The sequence below is a fragment of the Sphingomonas trueperi genome, assembly GCF_011927635.1.
In the GTDB taxonomy this organism is placed as follows: Bacteria; Pseudomonadota; Alphaproteobacteria; order Sphingomonadales; family Sphingomonadaceae; genus Sphingomonas; species Sphingomonas trueperi.
In genome coordinates, this window is sequence record NZ_JAATJB010000008.1 from 16,471 (window position 1) to 32,724 (window position 16,254).

The following is a 16,254-nucleotide window of genomic DNA, read 5'->3' on the forward strand; positions in this document are numbered from 1 at the left end:
CGCGGTCGTGTTAGGGTCGAGGGACTCGGGAAGAACACGGAATCACGCACGCTGAGGAGCGGAATGATGACGATGCACTGCGAACCGAACGCCATGGCAGCGGTGCTGCCGGAAGTGGAAGAGAGCCTGCGGTCCTGGTCGTCGGGTCTGTTCACCGCCTGGTGCGACGCGGTGGTGACGCCGTGGAACCTGGTGCCGCAGCCCACCACCCACGATGTCAGCCACGGCGATCGGCTGACCATCCCCGAAGCGCTGGAGAGCGGGACGCTGTCGCTGTTCGCGTGAAGAGGATTGGCGAAGGGCCATCGTTCAGGGCGCGCGCTTACCGGCGCAGATCGTTTCGTCGGTAGAAGTCGGTGATCGCCCGGGGCGAGGCCAGCATGGCCTTGGGCAAGGCGATGTCTTCGAACATCCGTCGATAGCGCGCCCGATTGGCGCGGGTGGCGACGAGGATGTGGTGGAGCATCGCCCATTTCACGCTGTCCCGCCCGCCGGCGAGCGCGCCGTGCCGCTCGCGCTCGAACCAGCAGCGCCGGACATACCGATAGAGGCTGACCGAGGTCGGCACGTCGAGCAGCAGCACGCCGGTCGCCCGCGCCAGGCGTTGCGGCAGCAGCCTGGTATAATTGCCCTCGATCACCCAGCTGTCGCCCCGAATCGCCGCGTCGTGCAGGGCGGCGAAGTCGTCGGCGGGGCGGGGAACCCAATCCGTGTGGGGACGATGGTGGAGCTGATCGAGATGGATCGGCGCCAGCCCGCGCGCGCTAGCGATGGCGACGGCCAGCGTGGACTTCCCGCTGTTCGACGGCCCCAAGATGCAGAGGCGCGGGCCGAGTTGATCGAGCGTCATCGCGGAGGGTCCTGTGCTGTCGATGGCATGTTCGGCGCTCCGTCTGTCGATCCCGCAGCGCGACGCCCGTTTACGGCATTTTCCGCCTGAGCACCTCTCCACGTCGCGGGTGCGGAGAGTCAGTTCCCGGTCGCCGGGGCGGCCGATGCAGGGGGCATCAACGGGCCTGCTCGACGGGATCCGGACCGGCGCTCATGCTGCATTCCCCAGCCAGTCCGCAGTGATCTCGCCCCGATGCCCGTCCGGCGCCAGTGCGGCGCGAAGGGCCTCCAGCAGCGGCGACAGCGTCTGGGTGAAGGCGTAGGGCGGATTGACGATGAAAAGGCCCGCGCCGTTGTAGATGCCGGGCTGGTCGGCATCATACAGCCAATGCTCCACCGACAGGAACTTCGGGATGCCGAGCGCACGCAACTTGGTCTTCCAGCGCTGGTGCGTCGCGCGGTCTTTCAGCGGATACCAGATCACCGTCACGCCGTGCGCCCATTTGCGATGCGCCGCGGCGAGGGTGGCGGTGATGCGCTCGCGCTCGTCCGTCTGCTCGTACGGCGGATCGACCACCACCACGCCGCGCGCCGTTCGGGTCGGAAGCAATGCGAGCCACAGCTCGTAGGCGTCGCGTTCATGCACGGCGGCAGGCGACCCGCGCATCGCGCCGCGCAGGGCGATGGCGTCCTCGGGATGCTTTTCATTCAGGATCAGCAGGTCCTGCGCGCGCAGCAACTGGGCGAGGAACTGCGGCGAACCGGGGTAGAGGCGCGGCTCTGCCCCGACATTCACCGCCCGTACGGCGGCGCGATAGTCGTCGAGCAAGGGGTTCGCGTCGGCAAAGGCGCGGTGCACGCCCTGGGCGGCCTCGCCGGTGCGTTGGGCCTGTTCGCCGCCGAGGTCGTAGAGCCCGCAGCCGGCATGGGTGTCGATCAGGGTCAACGCACCCTGCTTTTGCTGCAGCGCCCGGACAAGGGCGATCAGCAGGCTGTGCTTCACGACATCGGCACTGTTGCCGGCATGGAAGGAGTGGCGATAATTCATTGAGACCCAGAACCCTGCCGATTTGCCCTTGTACGCGCTAGTGGGCGAGCAGCCCGTCGAGGGGCGATGGAAGCACCGATGCGCAGCGCGGGTACGCCGGGCCGGCGACCTCGCGTCCCTCTGCGCGATACCTCAAACCAGCTTTCGCGGTTCACGGCAACCGGCAGCGGGGATGGCGATGGTTTGCGACCCCGCCTGCCGGCTCACCCGTGTCGGCCAGGCTGCGTCACAACTCCCGCGTGCCGCGGCTGCCCGCGCCCGCGACTGCGGTGGAGACCTCCTCGAACTGCCCCGGCGCAATCCCGGCGACAGACCAGTCGCCGATCGACCAGCGGACCAGCCGCAGGGTGGGCAGGCCCACCGCCGCGGTCATTCGACGCACCTGGCGGTTGCGCCCTTCGCGGATGGTGATTTTCAGCCAGCTGTCGGGGACCGACTTGCGCTGGCGGATCGGCGGGTCGCGCAGCCACAGGTCCGGCGGGTCGATCCGGGCGATCTCGGCCGGCAGGGTCATGCCGTCCTTGAGCCGGACGCCCTGCTGCAAGCATTCCAGCGCCGGTGCCTGCGGATCCCCTTCGACCTGCACGAGGTAGGTCTTGGGCATCTTGAAGCGGGGATCGGCGATGCGTGCCTGCAGTTGCCCATCGTCGCACAACAGCAGCAGGCCCTCGGAGTCCCGGTCGAGCCGACCCGCGGGATAGACGCCCTTTACCGCGATGAAATCGGACAATGTCGACCGAAGCGTCGGCGATCCGCGGTCGGTGAATTGCGACAGGACGCCGAACGGTTTGTTGAACAATAGCAGCCGGGGCATCCTGCGCTCATAGCGCCCGGTAGCGGCCGTGTCGCCTGGCGCATGGCAGCCGCAACCTGCCCGCGGATCGCTTTCGGCGGGAGGGGACGGCGGCGTGGCGCGGATGGGGGTCGCCCCACCCGGTGGCGTGGCTGCCAAGCCCCTGATTTGCCCGCCTTCGTGCAGAGCGGCGGTTGGTGCCCGCAGCCGGATCAGCGTCCGCCGGGCGGCAGGTTGGTCTCGAGGTAGCGCGTCATCAGCGTGTAGAGGTGGATGGTGGTATTCTCGCCCTCGTAGATGCCGTGAGTGCGATCCGGATAGGCCATCATCGTGAACTGGCGGTTGGCCCGGATCAGGCGATCCGCCAGCTGCTCCTGGTTCTGATAATGGACATTGTCGTCGCCGGTGCCGTGGATCAGCAGCAGATTGCCCTGCAGCCGGTCGGCGAAGGTGATCGGCGAGCCGTTTCTGTAGCCGTCCGCGTTATCCTCGGGCAGGCCCATGTAGCGCTCCTGGTACACGGTATCGTACAGCCGCATGTCGGTGGGCCCGGCGATCGCGATTCCGGTCTTGTACAGCTCGGGATAGCGGAACAATGCGTTCTGCGTCATCGCGCCGCCGCCGCTCCAGCCCCAGATGCCGATCCGCGCCGGATCGATATAGGGACGGTCCGCCAGCAGCTTGCGCACCGCGGCGGCATAGTCGGCGGAGGCCTGGATGCCGACCTGGCGGTAGATGCTCTTGCGCCAGTCGCGGCCCCGCGGGCTGGCGGTGCCGCGCGGGTCGATGCTGGCGATCAGATAGCCCGATTGCGCGAGCATCCGGTGCCACAGCCCCTGCGATCCCTGCCAATGGTCTGCAACCGTCTGGCCCCAGGGCTCGCCATAGACGTAGAACAGGATGGGATAGCGCTTCGCGGGATCGAAACCGGCGGGCTTGATCAGCCAGCCGTCGAGCTGCGTGCCGCCGCCGATGTCGACGCGAAAGAACTCGGTGGGGGCGAGGCCCGTATCGGCAATGCGCCTGGCGAGCGGCTTGTTGGTCACCAGCGTGCGCAGCGGCGTCTGCCTGGTCAGGTCCAGCATGTCGGTGACCGGCGGGGCATCGAAGCGCGACACCGTGTGCAGCGCCCAGTGCGCGCCCGGTGCGATGTCGTAGCTGTGCGTGCCCGGCTGGCCGGCCGGGGTCAGCCGCTCCACCTTGGGTGCGCCCGACAGGGTGGTGCGGTAGAGATAGCGCTGGGTCGGATTGTCCGGCGAGGCGATGAACCAGGCATAGCCCGCCTTCTCGTCGACCCGGAGCAGGTCGATCACGTCGAACCTGCCCGGCGTGCGCAGGGTGGCGCGGCCGGTGGCGCGGTCGATCGTGTAGAGGTGCCGCCAGCCGTCCCGCTCGGACAGCCAGGTGAAGCTGCGGCCGCCCTTCAGCCATTCGGGGGCGGCATTGGCCTCCACCCAGGCGGCATCGTGCTCGACCATGATTGGCTTCACCGCGCCGGTCGCGGGATCGCCGAGCAGCACCTTGTAGGTGTTCTGCAGCCGGTTTGACTGCTGGAGGAACACTGCGTCGGCGCCGCCCGCCCAGCTCAGCTGCGGCACGTAATTCTGGCGCGGATCGCCCTCCAGCTCGAACCAGCTGGTGCGGCCGTCGGCGACATCGACCGTGCCGACGGTCACCGCCGAGTTGGTCGTGCCCGCCTTGGGATACTGCAGCGGGATCGGCTGCGAATATTGGCCGGCGGTGTTCTTGATCATGAAGAAGGTGCCGACGCCGCGCGTGTCGAAGCGCCAGAAGGCGATGCGCTTCGAATCCGGGCTCCACGCAAAGGCGCGGTGGAGCGAGAATTCCTCCTCATACACCCAGTCGGCGAGGCCGTTGACGACATAGTCGTCGCCGTCGCGGGTCAGCTGGACGGGCGCGCCGCCCTCGACCGGCTCGACATAGAGGTTGTTGCGATGGACATAGGCGATCCGGCGGCTGTCGGGCGAGAAGCTGGCATAGAGCACGCTGGAGGCCGCCGCATCGCCGCCGATCTTGCGCAGCGCCCGGGTAGCGGTGTCGTAGAGCCAGTGGTCGGCAAGCGCGTTGGTGCGCCGGAAGGGGCGGCTGTTGGTCTGGATCAGCAGCAGCCGGTGATCGGGCGACCAGCTATAGCCGTCGATCGCCAGCGGCTTGTCCGCGCCCTGGGGGACCAGCGCGCTCGCGGGGACGACGACGGTGCGCGCGCCGTCCTGGATGCGGTAGCGGACGATGTCCTGGCCGCCCTTGGGCGCGTCTTCCAGCGCGAGATAGCTCTCGCCATCCTCGCCCCACCGGCTGTCGCGCAGCCCTTCGCTGCGCACCGCGCCGCGGCCGAAGATCGAGTCCACGGTGAGCTTGACGGGGGCGGGCGCGGCTTCGCCCGCCTGCTGGGCAATGGCCGGGGCCTGGGCGATCAGCGGCGTGGTCGCAAGCAGGGCGGCAAGCAGCAGGGAGGCGCGCATCGATCGGTCCGTTCGAATCCAAGAAGCCTCTACCGTAACGGTGGCGGAAGGAATCGTATACGGTTTTCTATGGGCCGGCCGCTCGCCATGCGAGGCGATCGGCTGCTACAGCGACGCTTCGAAGCTCGAAAGTCCCCGATGTCCGAACGCCTTGCCGTCCTGTTGCAACATGCGCTGCCGAAGCAGCGGCTGACTCTTCTGGCCGGGCGCGTCGCCCGGGCGCGGGGCGGGGCCGCGACCCGCTGGCTGATCCGCCGGTTCGTCGCACGCTATGGCGTGGACATGGCCGAGGCTGCCGAACCGGAGGTCGCCGGCTATGCGAGCTTCAACGACTTCTTCACGCGGCCGCTGCGCGCCGGCGCCCGTCCGATCGCAAACGCCGATTTCGTCAGCCCGGTGGACGGCGCGATCAGCCAGCTGGGGGCGATCGACGATCATCACATCGTCCAGGCCAAGGGGCACCGCTTCACCACCACCGCGCTGCTCGGCGGCGATGCCGGGCTGGCGGCCGGGTTCCGGCACGGCAGCTTCGCCAACCTCTATCTCTCGCCGCGCGACTATCACCGGATCCACATGCCGTGCGCCGGCCGGCTGACCCGGATGATCCACGTGCCGGGCAGCCTGTTCTCGGTCAACCCGGTGACCGCGCGCGGGGTGCCGGACCTGTTCGCGCGCAACGAGCGGGTGGTGTGCGTGTTCGAAAGCCCGGAGCACGGGACCTTCGCGATGGTGCTGGTGGGCGCGACGATCGTCGGCAGCATGGCGACGGTGTGGCACGGCGTCGTCAACGCCAGGCGAACCGGCAAGCCCAGCGCATGGCGCTATGAGGGTCAGGACATCGTGCTGGCGCAAGGCGCGGAGATGGGCCGTTTCCTGCTCGGCTCGACCGTGGTGATGCTGTTCCGCCCGGGCACGATCACCTTCGAGGAAAGCTGGAGCCCGGAACGCCCGGTACGGCTCGGCGAGCGCATGGGCGATCGCCCGGCCTGAGGCGCCTCAGCCCCGGCCGGGGGCCGTCAGCCGCTGGACGATGTCGCGGATCGCGTCGCGATCCAGCGGGTCGGAATCGATCGAGTTGTGGATGCCGATGCCCTCGACCAGCGCGTCCAGCGCCCGCGCGGTCAGCGGATCGAAGAAGCGTGTCAGCGCGGCGCGGCTGTTGTCCATCCAGCGCCGCATCACCGCCGACACCGCGGGGTGGCGCGCCGCGAAGGCGTAGAGCTCGTAGCTGAGCAGCAGCGTGCGCGGTTCGGCCCATAGGGACCCGGCGATGATGTCGACGATCGCCTCGCAGGCCGCGTCGCGGTCGCGCGCTGCTGCCATGCGGGCGCGGAAGGCGTCGGAAGACTCCTCGGCGAGATGGAGGAACGCCTCGGTCAGCAGCGTCTCCAGCGAGGCGAAATAATAGGTGACCGATCCCAGCGGCACCCCGGCGGCCGCGGCGATGCGGCGGTGGGTGGTATTGGGCACGCCGTGCTCGGCGATCACCTCCAGCGTCGCGGTGATGATGCGGTGCCGCCGTTCGGGATCGTTCCGCCTGGTCTGTCCCTCCGACACGCCAAAAACTCCGTTGCATTCCGATTATGTACAAATGTACACATCGCGCCATGGCTTGGCACTTGCGTTCTGCCGTAGCGAAGATCGGAGGAGAAGGAAGATGGACGAAGCGCACTGGTCGCGCCGCACGGTGCTCGGAGGCGCGGTGGCGCTGGGCGTGCCGTCGATCGCACGCGCGACGGCAGCTGAGACGGCAGCGCTGGGCCGGAAGGGCGGGCGCTGGCTGAACGCGCCGCGCACGTGGAACGCGGATGCCGACGGCGACCTGACGCTGGTCACCGATCGCAGCACCGACTTCTGGCGCGAGACGCACTACGGCTTCACCCGCGACAGCGGCCATTTCCTGGGGTTCCCGACCGGCGACGCCTTCACCGCCCAGCTGCGCATCCGCGGCCGCTACGAGAAATTGTATGACCAGGCCGGCATCATGGTGCGGGTCGACGCGCGGCGCTGGGTGAAGGCCGGGATCGAGCTCTCCGACGGCCGCGCGATGCTGAGCAGCGTGCTGACCGATGGTCGCTCGGACTGGTCGACCGGCCCCTATGCGGGCGACGCCGCCGATTTCTGGATGCGCGCGACGGTGGCCAAAGGGGTGCTGCGGCTCCAGGTCTCGGCCGACGGCAAGACCTGGCCGCTGGTGCGGCTGGCGCCGTTCCCGGTCGCGGCGTCCTATCAGGTCGGTCCGATGGCCTGCACGCCCGAGCGCGCGGGGCTGGAGGTGCGCTTCTCCGATCTCAGCATCACCGCGCCGCTCGGCAAAGATCTGCACGATCTGAGTTGAGCATGGCCTCGCAGAAAGAGCGGATGCTCGCCGGCGCGCTCTACACCGCCGACGATCCCGAGATCGCCGCCGATGCTGCGCGCGCAGCCGCGTGGATGGCGCGCTACAACGCCTCGCTCGCCTGGAGCGCGGCCGATCGCCATGCGCTGCTCGTCGAGGGGCTGGGGCAGGTGGGGGAGGGCGTGGTCGTGCGCCCGCCCTTCCACTGCGACTATGGCAGCAACATCCATCTGGGGACCCGCGTGTTCCTCAACTTCGGCTGCGTGATCCTCGACGTGGTGCGCGTGGAGATCGGCGCAGGCACGCAGATCGGGCCGGGGGTGCAGATCCTCACCGCCGATCACCCGCGCGACCCGGCGCTGCGCGCGCAGGGGCTGGAATCCGGACGGCCGATCCGCGTCGGCGCCAATGTCTGGATCGGCGGCGGCGCGCTGATCCTTCCGGGCGTGACGGTGGGCGATGACGCGATCGTCGGCGCCGGTGCCGTGGTCACGCGCGACGTCGCGCCGGGCGCCACCGTCGTCGGCAATCCCGCGCGACCGATCGAGGCTTGAGCAGCGCGGTCGGGCCGGACGTCACCAGCGGCGGGAAGGCCCTTTTCGAACTGTTCGACGGGCTGCGCGGGTCCGCCGCGCTGCTCGTCGTGGCGTTCACATCCAGGCATCACGGCGCTGGTCCAGGCGGACCGGCTGCTCCGCTGGCGCTCGGCTCCTGTCATCCCGTGTGGGGATTGCACCATTCCGGGATGCGCCGATCCGGCGCAGGCTGGGCCGCCCGCGCACCTCGATCGCGACGCTTGCCTCGCCGGTCGCGGGCGCGCACAAGCGCGTGCCAGGGAGCACGAAACGATGCGGCCGGACAGGAAGCGGGGAGGACAGGGCGAACGCGGCGCGTTGCTGGACCAGCTCGCACGCCGTTATGCGCGGCCGCTGGCGCGCTTCTTCGAGCGTCGCGTCGCCATCCGCGACGACGTGCCCGATCTGGTGCAGGACGTGTTCCTCAAGCTCAGCCGGATGCCCGATCCGGGCATTATCGACCAGCCCGATCGCTTCCTGTTCGTCACCGCCGCCAATGCCCTGAAGGATCGCGCGCGTCGCGAGGCGGCGCGGGGCGACGCCGTTCACGAAAGCTGGGACGACGAGACGCATCCCGGTTCGGATTTTACCGCTCAGCGCGTCTTGGAGGGTAGGGAAGCGGTGATCCGGCTCCGCGATGCCCTGCTGGAGCTGCCCGAGCGCACGCGCGACATCTTCGTGCTGCGCGTGCTCGAAGGGCTGAAGATCGCCGATATCGCCCCGCTGGTCGGCATCTCGACCCGGGCGACGGAGAAACATGTGGCGCGTGCGATGGCGCACGTGACCACGGCACTGGAGGCGTGGCGTGAAGACTGACGGGACCGCCACGACGACGATCGCGACCGAGGCGGCGCGCTGGCACGAGCGGCTGGCGCGCGACCCCGACGCCGCGCCACCCGAGGCGTTCGAGCGCTGGCGTATGGCAGACCCTGCCCATGCCGAGGCTTTCGCCCGGATCGAGGCGACGCACGACTGCGCCCGTTCCCTCGCCGCACATCCCGAGCTGCTGGCACTCCGGCAGGCGACCGCGACCCGCGTCGCGGTGCATCGTGCGCGATCGGCGGCCCGCAAGCAAAAGGCGGGCGCGGCGCTCGCCGCACTGGCGCTGGTCGCGCTGCCGTTGGCCGGCTGGTATGCCGCCGAGCATCGCGGCCCCGCCGGCACCGAAGTCGCACAGACCAGACTGTTCAGCACCGGGGTGGGCCAGCGGCTGTCGATGATGCTCGACGACGGCTCGCGGCTGACGCTCAACACCGCGACGTCGGTGCGCGTCGCCTACACCCCGACCGAGCGCCACCTTATCCTGGAGCGCGGCCAGGCCTGGTTCGAGGTCGCCAAGGGCCAGCCGCGGCCGTTCCGCGTCACCGCCGGTGCGCATGATGTGATCGCGCACGGCACCGCCTTCGATGTCCGGCTCGATGCCGATCGGACCACCGTGCTGCTCGTCGAAGGCAAGGTCACCGTCGGTACCGTCGCGATGGTGCCCAACGACCTGCTGGTCGCGCGCGGCGACCGCATGACGCTCCGCCACGGCGGCGACGCCCGCCAGCTCGAAGCGTGGCGCGAAGGGCTGGTGGTGTTCGCCGACACGCCCCTCGCCGAGGCCGTGGCCGAACTCAACCGCTATGCCCCGCATCCGCTGGTGGTGAAGGATGGTCGTGCGGCCGCGCTGCGGATCAGCGGCGCCTTCCGCACCGGCGAAAGCGCGACCTTCGCTGAGGCGCTGGAAACCAGCTTCCCCGTGCAGGCAGTGACGCGCAGCGACGGCACGATCGAGCTTTCCAGCCGCCGCTGAAGATTTTTTCGCGGGGGCAGGTTCGGGTTTTCGGATCGGCTGCGTCATGGCGGGTAGAAGCGCTGCACCAGACGGCGCCTCGTGAACCGATTTTGGGAGGATCCTGATGCCCCGCACCCTTTCCACGCTCGTCCGCAGCCTGGCGCTCGCCGGCGTCGCCGCCTGCGCCCTCACACCCGCGCTCGCCGCGCCGGTGGCCGAAGCCACCGTCAGCCTGGCGATCGGCAGCCGCGACCTCGGCGCCGCGCTCACCGAATTCGCCCGCCAGAGCGGCCGCCAGATCCTGTTCGCCCCCGACCTCGTCCGCGGCAAGCGCGCACCCGAACTGCGCGGCCGCTACGGTGTCGACCGCGCGCTGGCGATGCTGCTCGCCGGCAGCGGCCTGCGCTATCGCACCACCGCCAGCGGTACCTTCGTTGTCGAGGGCGGCGGCACCGAGGGAGCGGCGGCTGCACCCGCCGCGCGGGCCAGGCAAACGCAGGTCGCCGCGGCGGACCCGCAGCAGGAAGCCGCTGCCAACGACCCCGAAATCGTCGTGACCGGCACCGCCGGCGCGGGCACCCGCCGCCAGGATGCGTCCTTCGCCGTCACCACGATCAACGATGCCGCGATCGAACGGCTGGCACCGGCCAGCACCGCCGAAGTGCTCCGCGTCGTCCCCGGAATCAGCGTGGAGAGTTCGGGCGGCAAGAACGGCGCCAATATCTTCGTGCGCGGCTATCCTTCGGGCGGCGACGCCGAATTTGTGACGATCCAGTCCGAAGGCGTGCCGATCTTCTCGCCGCCGACGCTTTCCTTCCTCGAAAACTCGCAGCTGATCCGCATCGACTCGACCCTCAAGCGGGTTGAAGCGGTGCGCGGCGGCACCGGGGCGCTGTTTTCCTCCGGCCAGCCGGGCCTGACGATCAACTTCGTCCAGCGCGAGGGCGGCGCGACGCCGGACAATCTGCTCAAGCTCGGCGTCGCCAGCTATGGCGACGTGCGCGCCGACGGCTATCTCTCCGGGCCGCTCGGAGCGAGCACGACCTATATGGTCGGCGGCTATTATTCGGCGGGCAACGGCGTGCGCAATCCGCGCTTCACCGCCGAGAAGGGCGGGCAGATCACCGCCAATGTCCGGCATGATTTCGACAATGGCTCGGTGCTCGTGTTCGGCCGTTACCTCAACGATCGCGGCCAGTGGCTGCTGCCGATCCCGGTGGTGCAGAACGGCAAGAAGATCAGCCAGTACGGCAATTTCGATGCCGGCAGCGGCACGCTGGCGGGCGGCGAGACCCGGCTGGGCGTGCTCAACGACGGCACCCGGGTCGATCTGGCCGACGGGCGCGGGGCCGACGTCGTCAACCTGGGCGGCAATTTCGAATATCGGCTGGGCGACGGCTTCAAGCTGCGCGACCGCCTGAGCTGGCTCAAGGGTGATGCCGACACCACCGGCCTCGTCCCCGGCGGCACCCCGCCGCAGAGCGCCTCGGCCTATGCGGCGAGCAGGGGCGGCACGATCGGCAGCCTGAGCTTCGCCAATGGCGGCCAGGCGGTCCCCGGCACCACCCAGGTCGTCGAGGCCGGACTGTGGCGCGTGCAGAAGCGCATCGAGAATTTCTCCAACGATCTCGCGCTCGAATGGAAGAAGGGCGGCAACAGCTTCACCGCAGGCGTCTATTACGCGGCCTATTCCTCGCGCGATCTGTGGAACCTCGGCAACAGCCAGCTGCTCACCGCCGAGCCTAATGCGCGCCGCCTGAACCTGACGCTGGCCGACGGCCGTATCGTCACCCGCAACGGCTTCACCAGCGGATCGACCTTCAACGTCAACGCCGATTATGACGGCAAGGACGCGGCGGTTTATGCGGTGGACGAGCTGCAGGTGAACGACCAGCTCCGCCTCGATGCTGGCCTGCGCTACCAGCACCATTCGGTCGACGGCACGCTGGAGAATAACGGCACCGCGCCGGTGGGCGGGCTCGATGGCAACCCGAACACGCTGTACGACAACAGCGACGCGGTGCTGAACGGCACCTTTTCGACGATCCGCTATCGCGGCGAGAAATGGTCATGGACGGCGGGTGCGAACTACGACTTCACCCGCGTGATCGGGCTGTTCCTGCGCTACAGCCGCGGCAACAGCTTCCCCTTCTTCGACAACCTCCGCGACGGCATCACCGTGGCGCCGCGCGTCGATACCTATGAGGGCGGGCTGAAGGTCTCGACCGATCTGGCGAGCGCCTATCTCACCGTGTTCCACAACGACTTCAACGGCCTCGCCACCACGGTGATCACCAGCGGGGCGCCGATCGCCTCGATCGGCGGGGCGCGCGCGACCGGCGTCGAGCTGGAGGGCGAGCTGCGGCCGGTGCGCAACTTCACCATCGGCTTTTCGGGCACCTATCTCGACAGCAAGTATCGCAACTTTTTCACCGATAACGGCGCGACCAACCTGACCGGTAATCGCGTGCAGCGCCAGCCCAAGTGGCAGTGGCGCGTCTCGCCGGCCTATTCGGTGGAGTTCGGCTCCGAGAGCAAGGCGACTTTGTTCACCTCGGTCACCTATATCGGCGACCGCTTCTCCGACGTGCAGAACGCGCAGCTGCTGCCCAACTATTACAAATGGGACGCGGGGCTGACCGTGGACATCACCAAGCGGATCACGCTCCAGGCCTCGGTCGACAACATCACCAACACGATCGGGCTGACCGAGGGCAATCCGCGCACGATCGGATCGCAGGGCAGCGGGGTGATCCTCGCGCGGCCGATCCTCGGCCGGTCGGCGCTGTTCAGCGCTTCCTACCACTTCTGAACACCCCCGAGGGGCCGGCCGGGCGCAGCGCTCGACCGGCCTCGTGCGTTGTGCGCCCGATGAGGATGACCCGATGATCCGCCGCCTGCTCTCGCTCGCCGCCCTGCTGTGCGTCGCCGCGACCGACCCCGAGCCGCAGAGCCCCGCCCAGCTGTTCGGCCCGCTGTTCGATGCGGTGCAGATGGCGCAGGTATTCCCGGACGGGAAGACCTTCGTCGATGCGGTGCCCAAGGAGGATCCGGCGGCGATCCTGGCGGCCTATCGCAAGGCGAAGCCGAAGACGCGCGAGGCGCTGAAAGCGTTCGTCGAGGCGCATTTCACGCTGCCGGCGCCGGGCAACGGCGCGCCGGTGCCGCAGGAGAAGCTCGGCCTGCGCGCGCACGTCCAGGCGCTGTGGCCGGTGCTGTCGCGCCCGGCGCTGACGCCCGAGCCGGGCAACTCGGCGCTGTCGCTGCCGGCGCCCTATGTCGTCCCCGGCGGGCGTTTCCGCGAAATCTATTACTGGGACAGCTATTTCACCATGCTGGGCCTCAAGGTCGATGGCCAGCAGGCGATGGTCGAGCACATGCTCGACGACTTCGTCAGCCTTATCCAGCGCTACGGCCATATCCCCAACGGCACCCGCAGCTATTATCTCAGCCGCTCGCAGCCGCCCTTCTTCGCCCTGATGCTCGACCTGTCGGACGCGCGCGATCCGGCGGTGCTGCGCACCCGCCTCGCGGCATTACGCAGCGAATATGGCTATTGGATGCGCGGGGCGGGCTGCATCACGGCGGCGCAGGCGGCGTGCGAGCATGTCGTGCGGATGGCCGATGGCAGCCTGCTCAACCGCTATTGGGACGCGCGCGAGGCGCCGCGCGACGAAAGCTATCGCGAGGACGTGAACACCGGCAAGGTCGCGGCGGGCCGCCCGCTCACCGCCGTCTATCGCGATCTGCGGGCGGGTGCGGAAAGCGGCTGGGACTATAGCTCGCGCTGGCTGGCCGACGGGAAGACGCTGGCGACCGTGCACACGACCGACATCGTGCCGGTCGACCTCAACAGCCTGCTCTGGGCGATGGAGCGCGGGATCGCGCAGCGCTGCGCGACGCTCGCCGATGCCGACTGCGCGGCCGATTTCACCCGCCGCGCCGCCCAGCGGCGCAAGGCGATCGACACCTATCTCTGGCTTGGCGCCGAGCAGCGCTACGCCGATTACGACTGGCGTCAGCAGCGCACGACGCCGGTGCTGTCGGCCGCGACATTGTTCCCGCTGTTCGTCGGCGCGGCGAGCGCCGAGCAGGCGAGCGCCGTCGCCACGGCCGTGCGCGCCAAGCTGGTCGCCCCCGGCGGCCTGCGCACCACCGGCAACCGCACCGGGCAGCAATGGGATACTCCCAATGGCTGGGCGCCGCTGCAATGGGTCGCGATCGACGGGCTCGCCGGCTATGGCCAGCGCGATCTGGCGAAGGACATTGCCGCGCGCTGGCTGGCGACGGTCGACCGCGCCTATCGCGCCACGGGAAAGATGCTCGAGAAATATGACGTCGAGGAGCAGGTGCCCGGCGGCGGCGGCGAATATCCGCTGCAGGACGGCTTCGGCTGGACCAACGGCGTGACCAGCGCGCTGCTCGAACGCTATCCGGATCTGGCAGCGGGGCGCTGAGGCGCCCTCCGCGTCAGGCGTCGATCGGCAGGCGGATGCGGAAGATCGAGCCGCCGCTTGGGCGCGGGACATGGTCGATCGTGCCGCCATGGTCCTCGACGATCTGGCGGCAGATCTTGAGCCCGAGGCCGAGTCCGCTCGCCCTGGTGGTGTAGAACCCTTCGAACAGCCGGTCGCGATCGGTCGCGGCAATGCCCGGCCCGCTGTCCTCGACGTCGATCTGGACGAACCCGCCATCGGCCCGCGCCCGCAGCTTCAGCGCGCGGTTCCAGCATTGCGCGTCGGCCATGGCTTGGGCGGCGTTGATCAGCAGGTTGATCAGCACCTGGCGCAACTGCACCCCGTCGGCAGGCACCGGCGGCAGGCCGCCAGCGATGTCGAGCACCAGCGTCGCCTAGCGGCTGGCGAGTTCGGGGCGCAGGAGGTCGGCGGTTTCCTCGATCAGCGGGCGGAGCGCGCAGCGACCGCGGGTTTCGGATCGGCTGGCCGCCAGGCCGCGCAGCCGGGCGACGGTTTCCTCGGCCTTGGCACCGCCGAGGACGATCCTGTCGAGGCACTGCTCGATCTGCGCGAGGTTGGGTTCGGGGCGCCGCAACCAGCGCTGCGCCGCCTGGGCCGAGGCGAGGATGACGCTGAGCGGCTGGCGCACCTCATGCGCGATCGTCGCGGTCATCACGCCGAGGGTGGCGAGGCGGTCGGCATGCGCCCTCTGCGCGCGCTGGCGGGTCAGCGCTTCCTCCGCCGCCACCTGGTCGCTGCGGTCGAGCAGGCCGAAGGTGATCTGCCCGGCCGGATCGGCGTCCTCGCACCAGCTGGTATAGTGGACGGGCAAGGTACCGCCGGGTACCTGCAACGCCAGCTGGGTGCGGAAATACGCATCGGGCTCGCCGCGCCCCCGAAGCGATTCCACCAGCTGGTCGGCCTGTGCGAAGCGCCATAGCGCCGACGCAGCAGATCCTCGCGCCGCGCCTGCGGCAGATCGCGTGCGGCGAGGCCGTCGAGGAGCGCCGCGGCACCCGCGTCGACGTCGAAGCGGCCGAGCGCGAGGCCCATCGCATCCACGGCCCGCGTCGCAGTCTCGAAACCCTGCACCACCGAGGGCTCAGCGCGTGAGGAACTGCAGCAGACCCTGGTTCAGCTGGTCCTTGTGGGTGAGCAGGATGCCGTGCGGCGCGCCGGGATAGACCTTAAGCGTCGCATCCGGGAACAGCGCCGCCGCCTGGCGCGCGGTGGCGTCGAAGGGCACGAAGGCGTCGCGCTCGCCATGGATCACCAGCACCGGCACGTCGAACCGGCCGATATCGTCGCGATAGTCGGTCTCGGCACAGGCGATGACGCGGTAGCCTTGGGATCCCAGGAACATCATCTGGTTTTCCCACATGTCGCCGTTGAGCGACCAGCCCTGCGCGAACACCACCGGCGCGCCCTGGCCCCAGTCCTTGTAATAGAGGCGCGTCCCGTCCTGCAGGTCCAGCATTGGCATCGTCGGTCCCTCCCGGCAGGTCAGTAGCCTAGCCACGATGGTTGAAAGGTCCCCGTCCCGATCGAGGGGCGCGCACGGCCACGAAAGAGGGCGCGAAGCCGCAGTCTGGCGGAGCGGGGCCGTCCGGGATTGATGCGATGCCCGCTTTTTTGGCGATTCCGCACGCCACGTGCGGGGGCCTATCGAATCGGGTTTTGCCGGCGGTCTTGCCGCCCCTGCCTGCCGCTGCCGTCGTGGACGGCCCGATGCTGCAAAACATCTCAATCTCCTTCCACCGCGTCTCAAAAGCCGTTCGCGATCTTGACGCGCTGGGCGCGACGAGGCCTGCCGCGCGAGCATTCGGAGGGGATCATGGGGGCATGATGCCGAGCGGGGGACACGGCGTGGCCTTTCGGGGGAAAGGCCACGCTGCGCCGGTGAACAGGGGGGTCGACGATGGCGCTGCGCGTACCGGGGGCGCGCGCGCCAT

The 16,254-nt window shown here is 69.2% G+C and carries 17 protein-coding genes; 9 read left to right on the forward strand and 8 right to left on the reverse strand.

The genetic code is table 11. The features are described from left to right. Positions 1-63 precede the first annotated feature (63 nt). Entirely contained in the window at positions 64-285 is a 222-nt protein-coding gene (locus GGR89_RS13345; RefSeq protein WP_164521765.1) for a hypothetical protein, read from the forward strand. Between the two features lie 37 nt (positions 286-322). Here the strand turns inward: GGR89_RS13345 and GGR89_RS13350 are convergent, their stop codons facing one another. The 4 genes from GGR89_RS13350 to GGR89_RS13365 form a co-directional block, all read right to left on the reverse strand. After that, a complete protein-coding gene (locus GGR89_RS13350; protein WP_125977327.1) occupies positions 323-850 on the reverse strand; it encodes a P-loop NTPase family protein in 528 nt (175 codons plus the stop codon). 192 nt (positions 851-1,042) lie between these two features. Further along, positions 1,043-1,879: a 23S rRNA (adenine(2030)-N(6))-methyltransferase RlmJ gene (locus GGR89_RS13355; protein ID WP_125977326.1), complete on the reverse strand. Its 837-nt coding sequence runs from the start codon at positions 1,877-1,879 to the stop codon at positions 1,043-1,045. Positions 1,880-2,105: 226 nt separating this feature from the next. Beyond that, positions 2,106-2,693: a pseudouridine synthase gene (locus tag GGR89_RS13360; protein ID WP_125977325.1), complete on the reverse strand. Its 588-nt coding sequence runs from the start codon at positions 2,691-2,693 to the stop codon at positions 2,106-2,108. A gap of 191 nt (positions 2,694-2,884) precedes the next feature. Further along, entirely contained in the window at positions 2,885-5,155 is a 2,271-nt protein-coding gene (locus GGR89_RS13365; RefSeq protein WP_125977324.1) for a S9 family peptidase, read from the reverse strand. Positions 5,156-5,293: 138 nt separating this feature from the next. On the opposite strand from GGR89_RS13365, the gene asd reads away from it, so the two are divergent. After that, positions 5,294-6,145: an archaetidylserine decarboxylase gene (asd, locus tag GGR89_RS13370; protein ID WP_125977323.1), complete on the forward strand. Its 852-nt coding sequence runs from the start codon at positions 5,294-5,296 to the stop codon at positions 6,143-6,145. A 6-nt stretch (positions 6,146-6,151) separates the two neighbouring features. Here the strand turns inward: asd and GGR89_RS22795 are convergent, their stop codons facing one another. Then, positions 6,152-6,712: a TetR/AcrR family transcriptional regulator gene (locus GGR89_RS22795; RefSeq protein WP_125977322.1), complete on the reverse strand. Its 561-nt coding sequence runs from the start codon at positions 6,710-6,712 to the stop codon at positions 6,152-6,154. 100 nt (positions 6,713-6,812) lie between these two features. On the opposite strand from GGR89_RS22795, the gene GGR89_RS13380 reads away from it, so the two are divergent. The 6 genes from GGR89_RS13380 (at position 6,813) to treF (ending at position 14,302) form a co-directional block, all read left to right on the forward strand. Then, positions 6,813-7,493 (forward strand): DUF1349 domain-containing protein, encoded by a 681-nt coding sequence (locus tag GGR89_RS13380; protein ID WP_125977321.1) that lies wholly within the window; start codon positions 6,813-6,815, stop codon positions 7,491-7,493. Positions 7,494-7,495: 2 nt separating this feature from the next. Beyond that, positions 7,496-8,047, forward strand: a complete 552-nt coding sequence (locus GGR89_RS13385; protein WP_125977320.1) for a sugar O-acetyltransferase — start codon at positions 7,496-7,498, stop codon at positions 8,045-8,047. Positions 8,048-8,341: 294 nt separating this feature from the next. Next, positions 8,342-8,884, forward strand: a complete 543-nt coding sequence (locus GGR89_RS13390) for an RNA polymerase sigma factor (protein WP_164521766.1) — start codon at positions 8,342-8,344, stop codon at positions 8,882-8,884. After that, positions 8,874-9,863: a FecR family protein gene (locus GGR89_RS13395; RefSeq protein ID WP_125977319.1), complete on the forward strand. Its 990-nt coding sequence runs from the start codon at positions 8,874-8,876 to the stop codon at positions 9,861-9,863. Before GGR89_RS13390 ends, GGR89_RS13395 begins: the two co-directional genes overlap by 11 nt. A gap of 106 nt (positions 9,864-9,969) precedes the next feature. Further along, positions 9,970-12,657, forward strand: coding sequence for a TonB-dependent receptor (locus tag GGR89_RS13400; protein ID WP_167712972.1), 2,688 nt, complete (start codon positions 9,970-9,972; stop codon positions 12,655-12,657). 73 nt (positions 12,658-12,730) lie between these two features. After that, positions 12,731-14,302, forward strand: a complete 1,572-nt coding sequence (treF, locus tag GGR89_RS13405; protein ID WP_125977317.1) for an alpha,alpha-trehalase TreF — start codon at positions 12,731-12,733, stop codon at positions 14,300-14,302. Positions 14,303-14,315: 13 nt separating this feature from the next. Here the strand turns inward: treF and GGR89_RS13410 are convergent, their stop codons facing one another. Together GGR89_RS13410 and GGR89_RS22800 are read right to left on the reverse strand one after the other, a co-directional pair. Then, positions 14,316-14,687 (reverse strand): sensor histidine kinase, encoded by a 372-nt coding sequence (locus GGR89_RS13410; RefSeq protein WP_164521767.1) that lies wholly within the window; start codon positions 14,685-14,687, stop codon positions 14,316-14,318. A 9-nt stretch (positions 14,688-14,696) separates the two neighbouring features. After that, the gene (locus GGR89_RS22800) at positions 14,697-15,212 is read right to left on the reverse strand and encodes a histidine kinase dimerization/phospho-acceptor domain-containing protein (RefSeq protein ID WP_125977315.1); all 516 of its coding nucleotides are present in this window, start codon (positions 15,210-15,212) and stop codon (positions 14,697-14,699) included. 14 nt (positions 15,213-15,226) lie between these two features. Between GGR89_RS22800 and GGR89_RS13420 the strand changes: the two genes are divergently transcribed. Continuing rightward, entirely contained in the window at positions 15,227-15,415 is a 189-nt protein-coding gene (locus GGR89_RS13420; RefSeq protein WP_125977314.1) for a hypothetical protein, read from the forward strand. Here the strand turns inward: GGR89_RS13420 and GGR89_RS13425 are convergent. After that, on the reverse strand, positions 15,405-15,785 hold the full coding sequence (locus tag GGR89_RS13425; protein WP_125977313.1) for an alpha/beta fold hydrolase: 381 nt from the start codon (positions 15,783-15,785) through the stop codon (positions 15,405-15,407). The two genes, GGR89_RS13420 and GGR89_RS13425, sit on opposite strands and share 11 nt — an antisense overlap. Between the last annotated feature and the right edge of the window lie 469 nt (positions 15,786-16,254).

Bases quoted from the DNA above. Each gene is read 5' to 3' on its own strand.
- GGR89_RS13345 (WP_164521765.1), top strand. From the start codon at position 64: ATGATGACGATGCACTGCGAACCGAACGCCATGGCAGCGGTGCTGCCG.
- GGR89_RS13350 (WP_125977327.1), bottom strand. From the start codon at position 850: ATGACGCTCGATCAACTCGGCCCGCGCCTCTGCATCTTGGGGCCGTCG.
- GGR89_RS13355 (WP_125977326.1), bottom strand. From the start codon at position 1,879: ATGAATTATCGCCACTCCTTCCATGCCGGCAACAGTGCCGATGTCGTG.
- GGR89_RS13360 (WP_125977325.1), bottom strand. From the start codon at position 2,693: ATGCCCCGGCTGCTATTGTTCAACAAACCGTTCGGCGTCCTGTCGCAA.
- GGR89_RS13365 (WP_125977324.1), bottom strand. From the start codon at position 5,155: ATGCGCGCCTCCCTGCTGCTTGCCGCCCTGCTTGCGACCACGCCGCTG.
- asd (WP_125977323.1), top strand. From the start codon at position 5,294: ATGTCCGAACGCCTTGCCGTCCTGTTGCAACATGCGCTGCCGAAGCAG.
- GGR89_RS13380 (WP_125977321.1), top strand. From the start codon at position 6,813: ATGGACGAAGCGCACTGGTCGCGCCGCACGGTGCTCGGAGGCGCGGTG.
- GGR89_RS13385 (WP_125977320.1), top strand. From the start codon at position 7,496: ATGGCCTCGCAGAAAGAGCGGATGCTCGCCGGCGCGCTCTACACCGCC.
- GGR89_RS13390 (WP_164521766.1), top strand. From the start codon at position 8,342: ATGCGGCCGGACAGGAAGCGGGGAGGACAGGGCGAACGCGGCGCGTTG.
- GGR89_RS13400 (WP_167712972.1), top strand. From the start codon at position 9,970: ATGCCCCGCACCCTTTCCACGCTCGTCCGCAGCCTGGCGCTCGCCGGC.
- treF (WP_125977317.1), top strand. From the start codon at position 12,731: ATGATCCGCCGCCTGCTCTCGCTCGCCGCCCTGCTGTGCGTCGCCGCG.
- GGR89_RS13425 (WP_125977313.1), bottom strand. From the start codon at position 15,785: ATGCCAATGCTGGACCTGCAGGACGGGACGCGCCTCTATTACAAGGAC.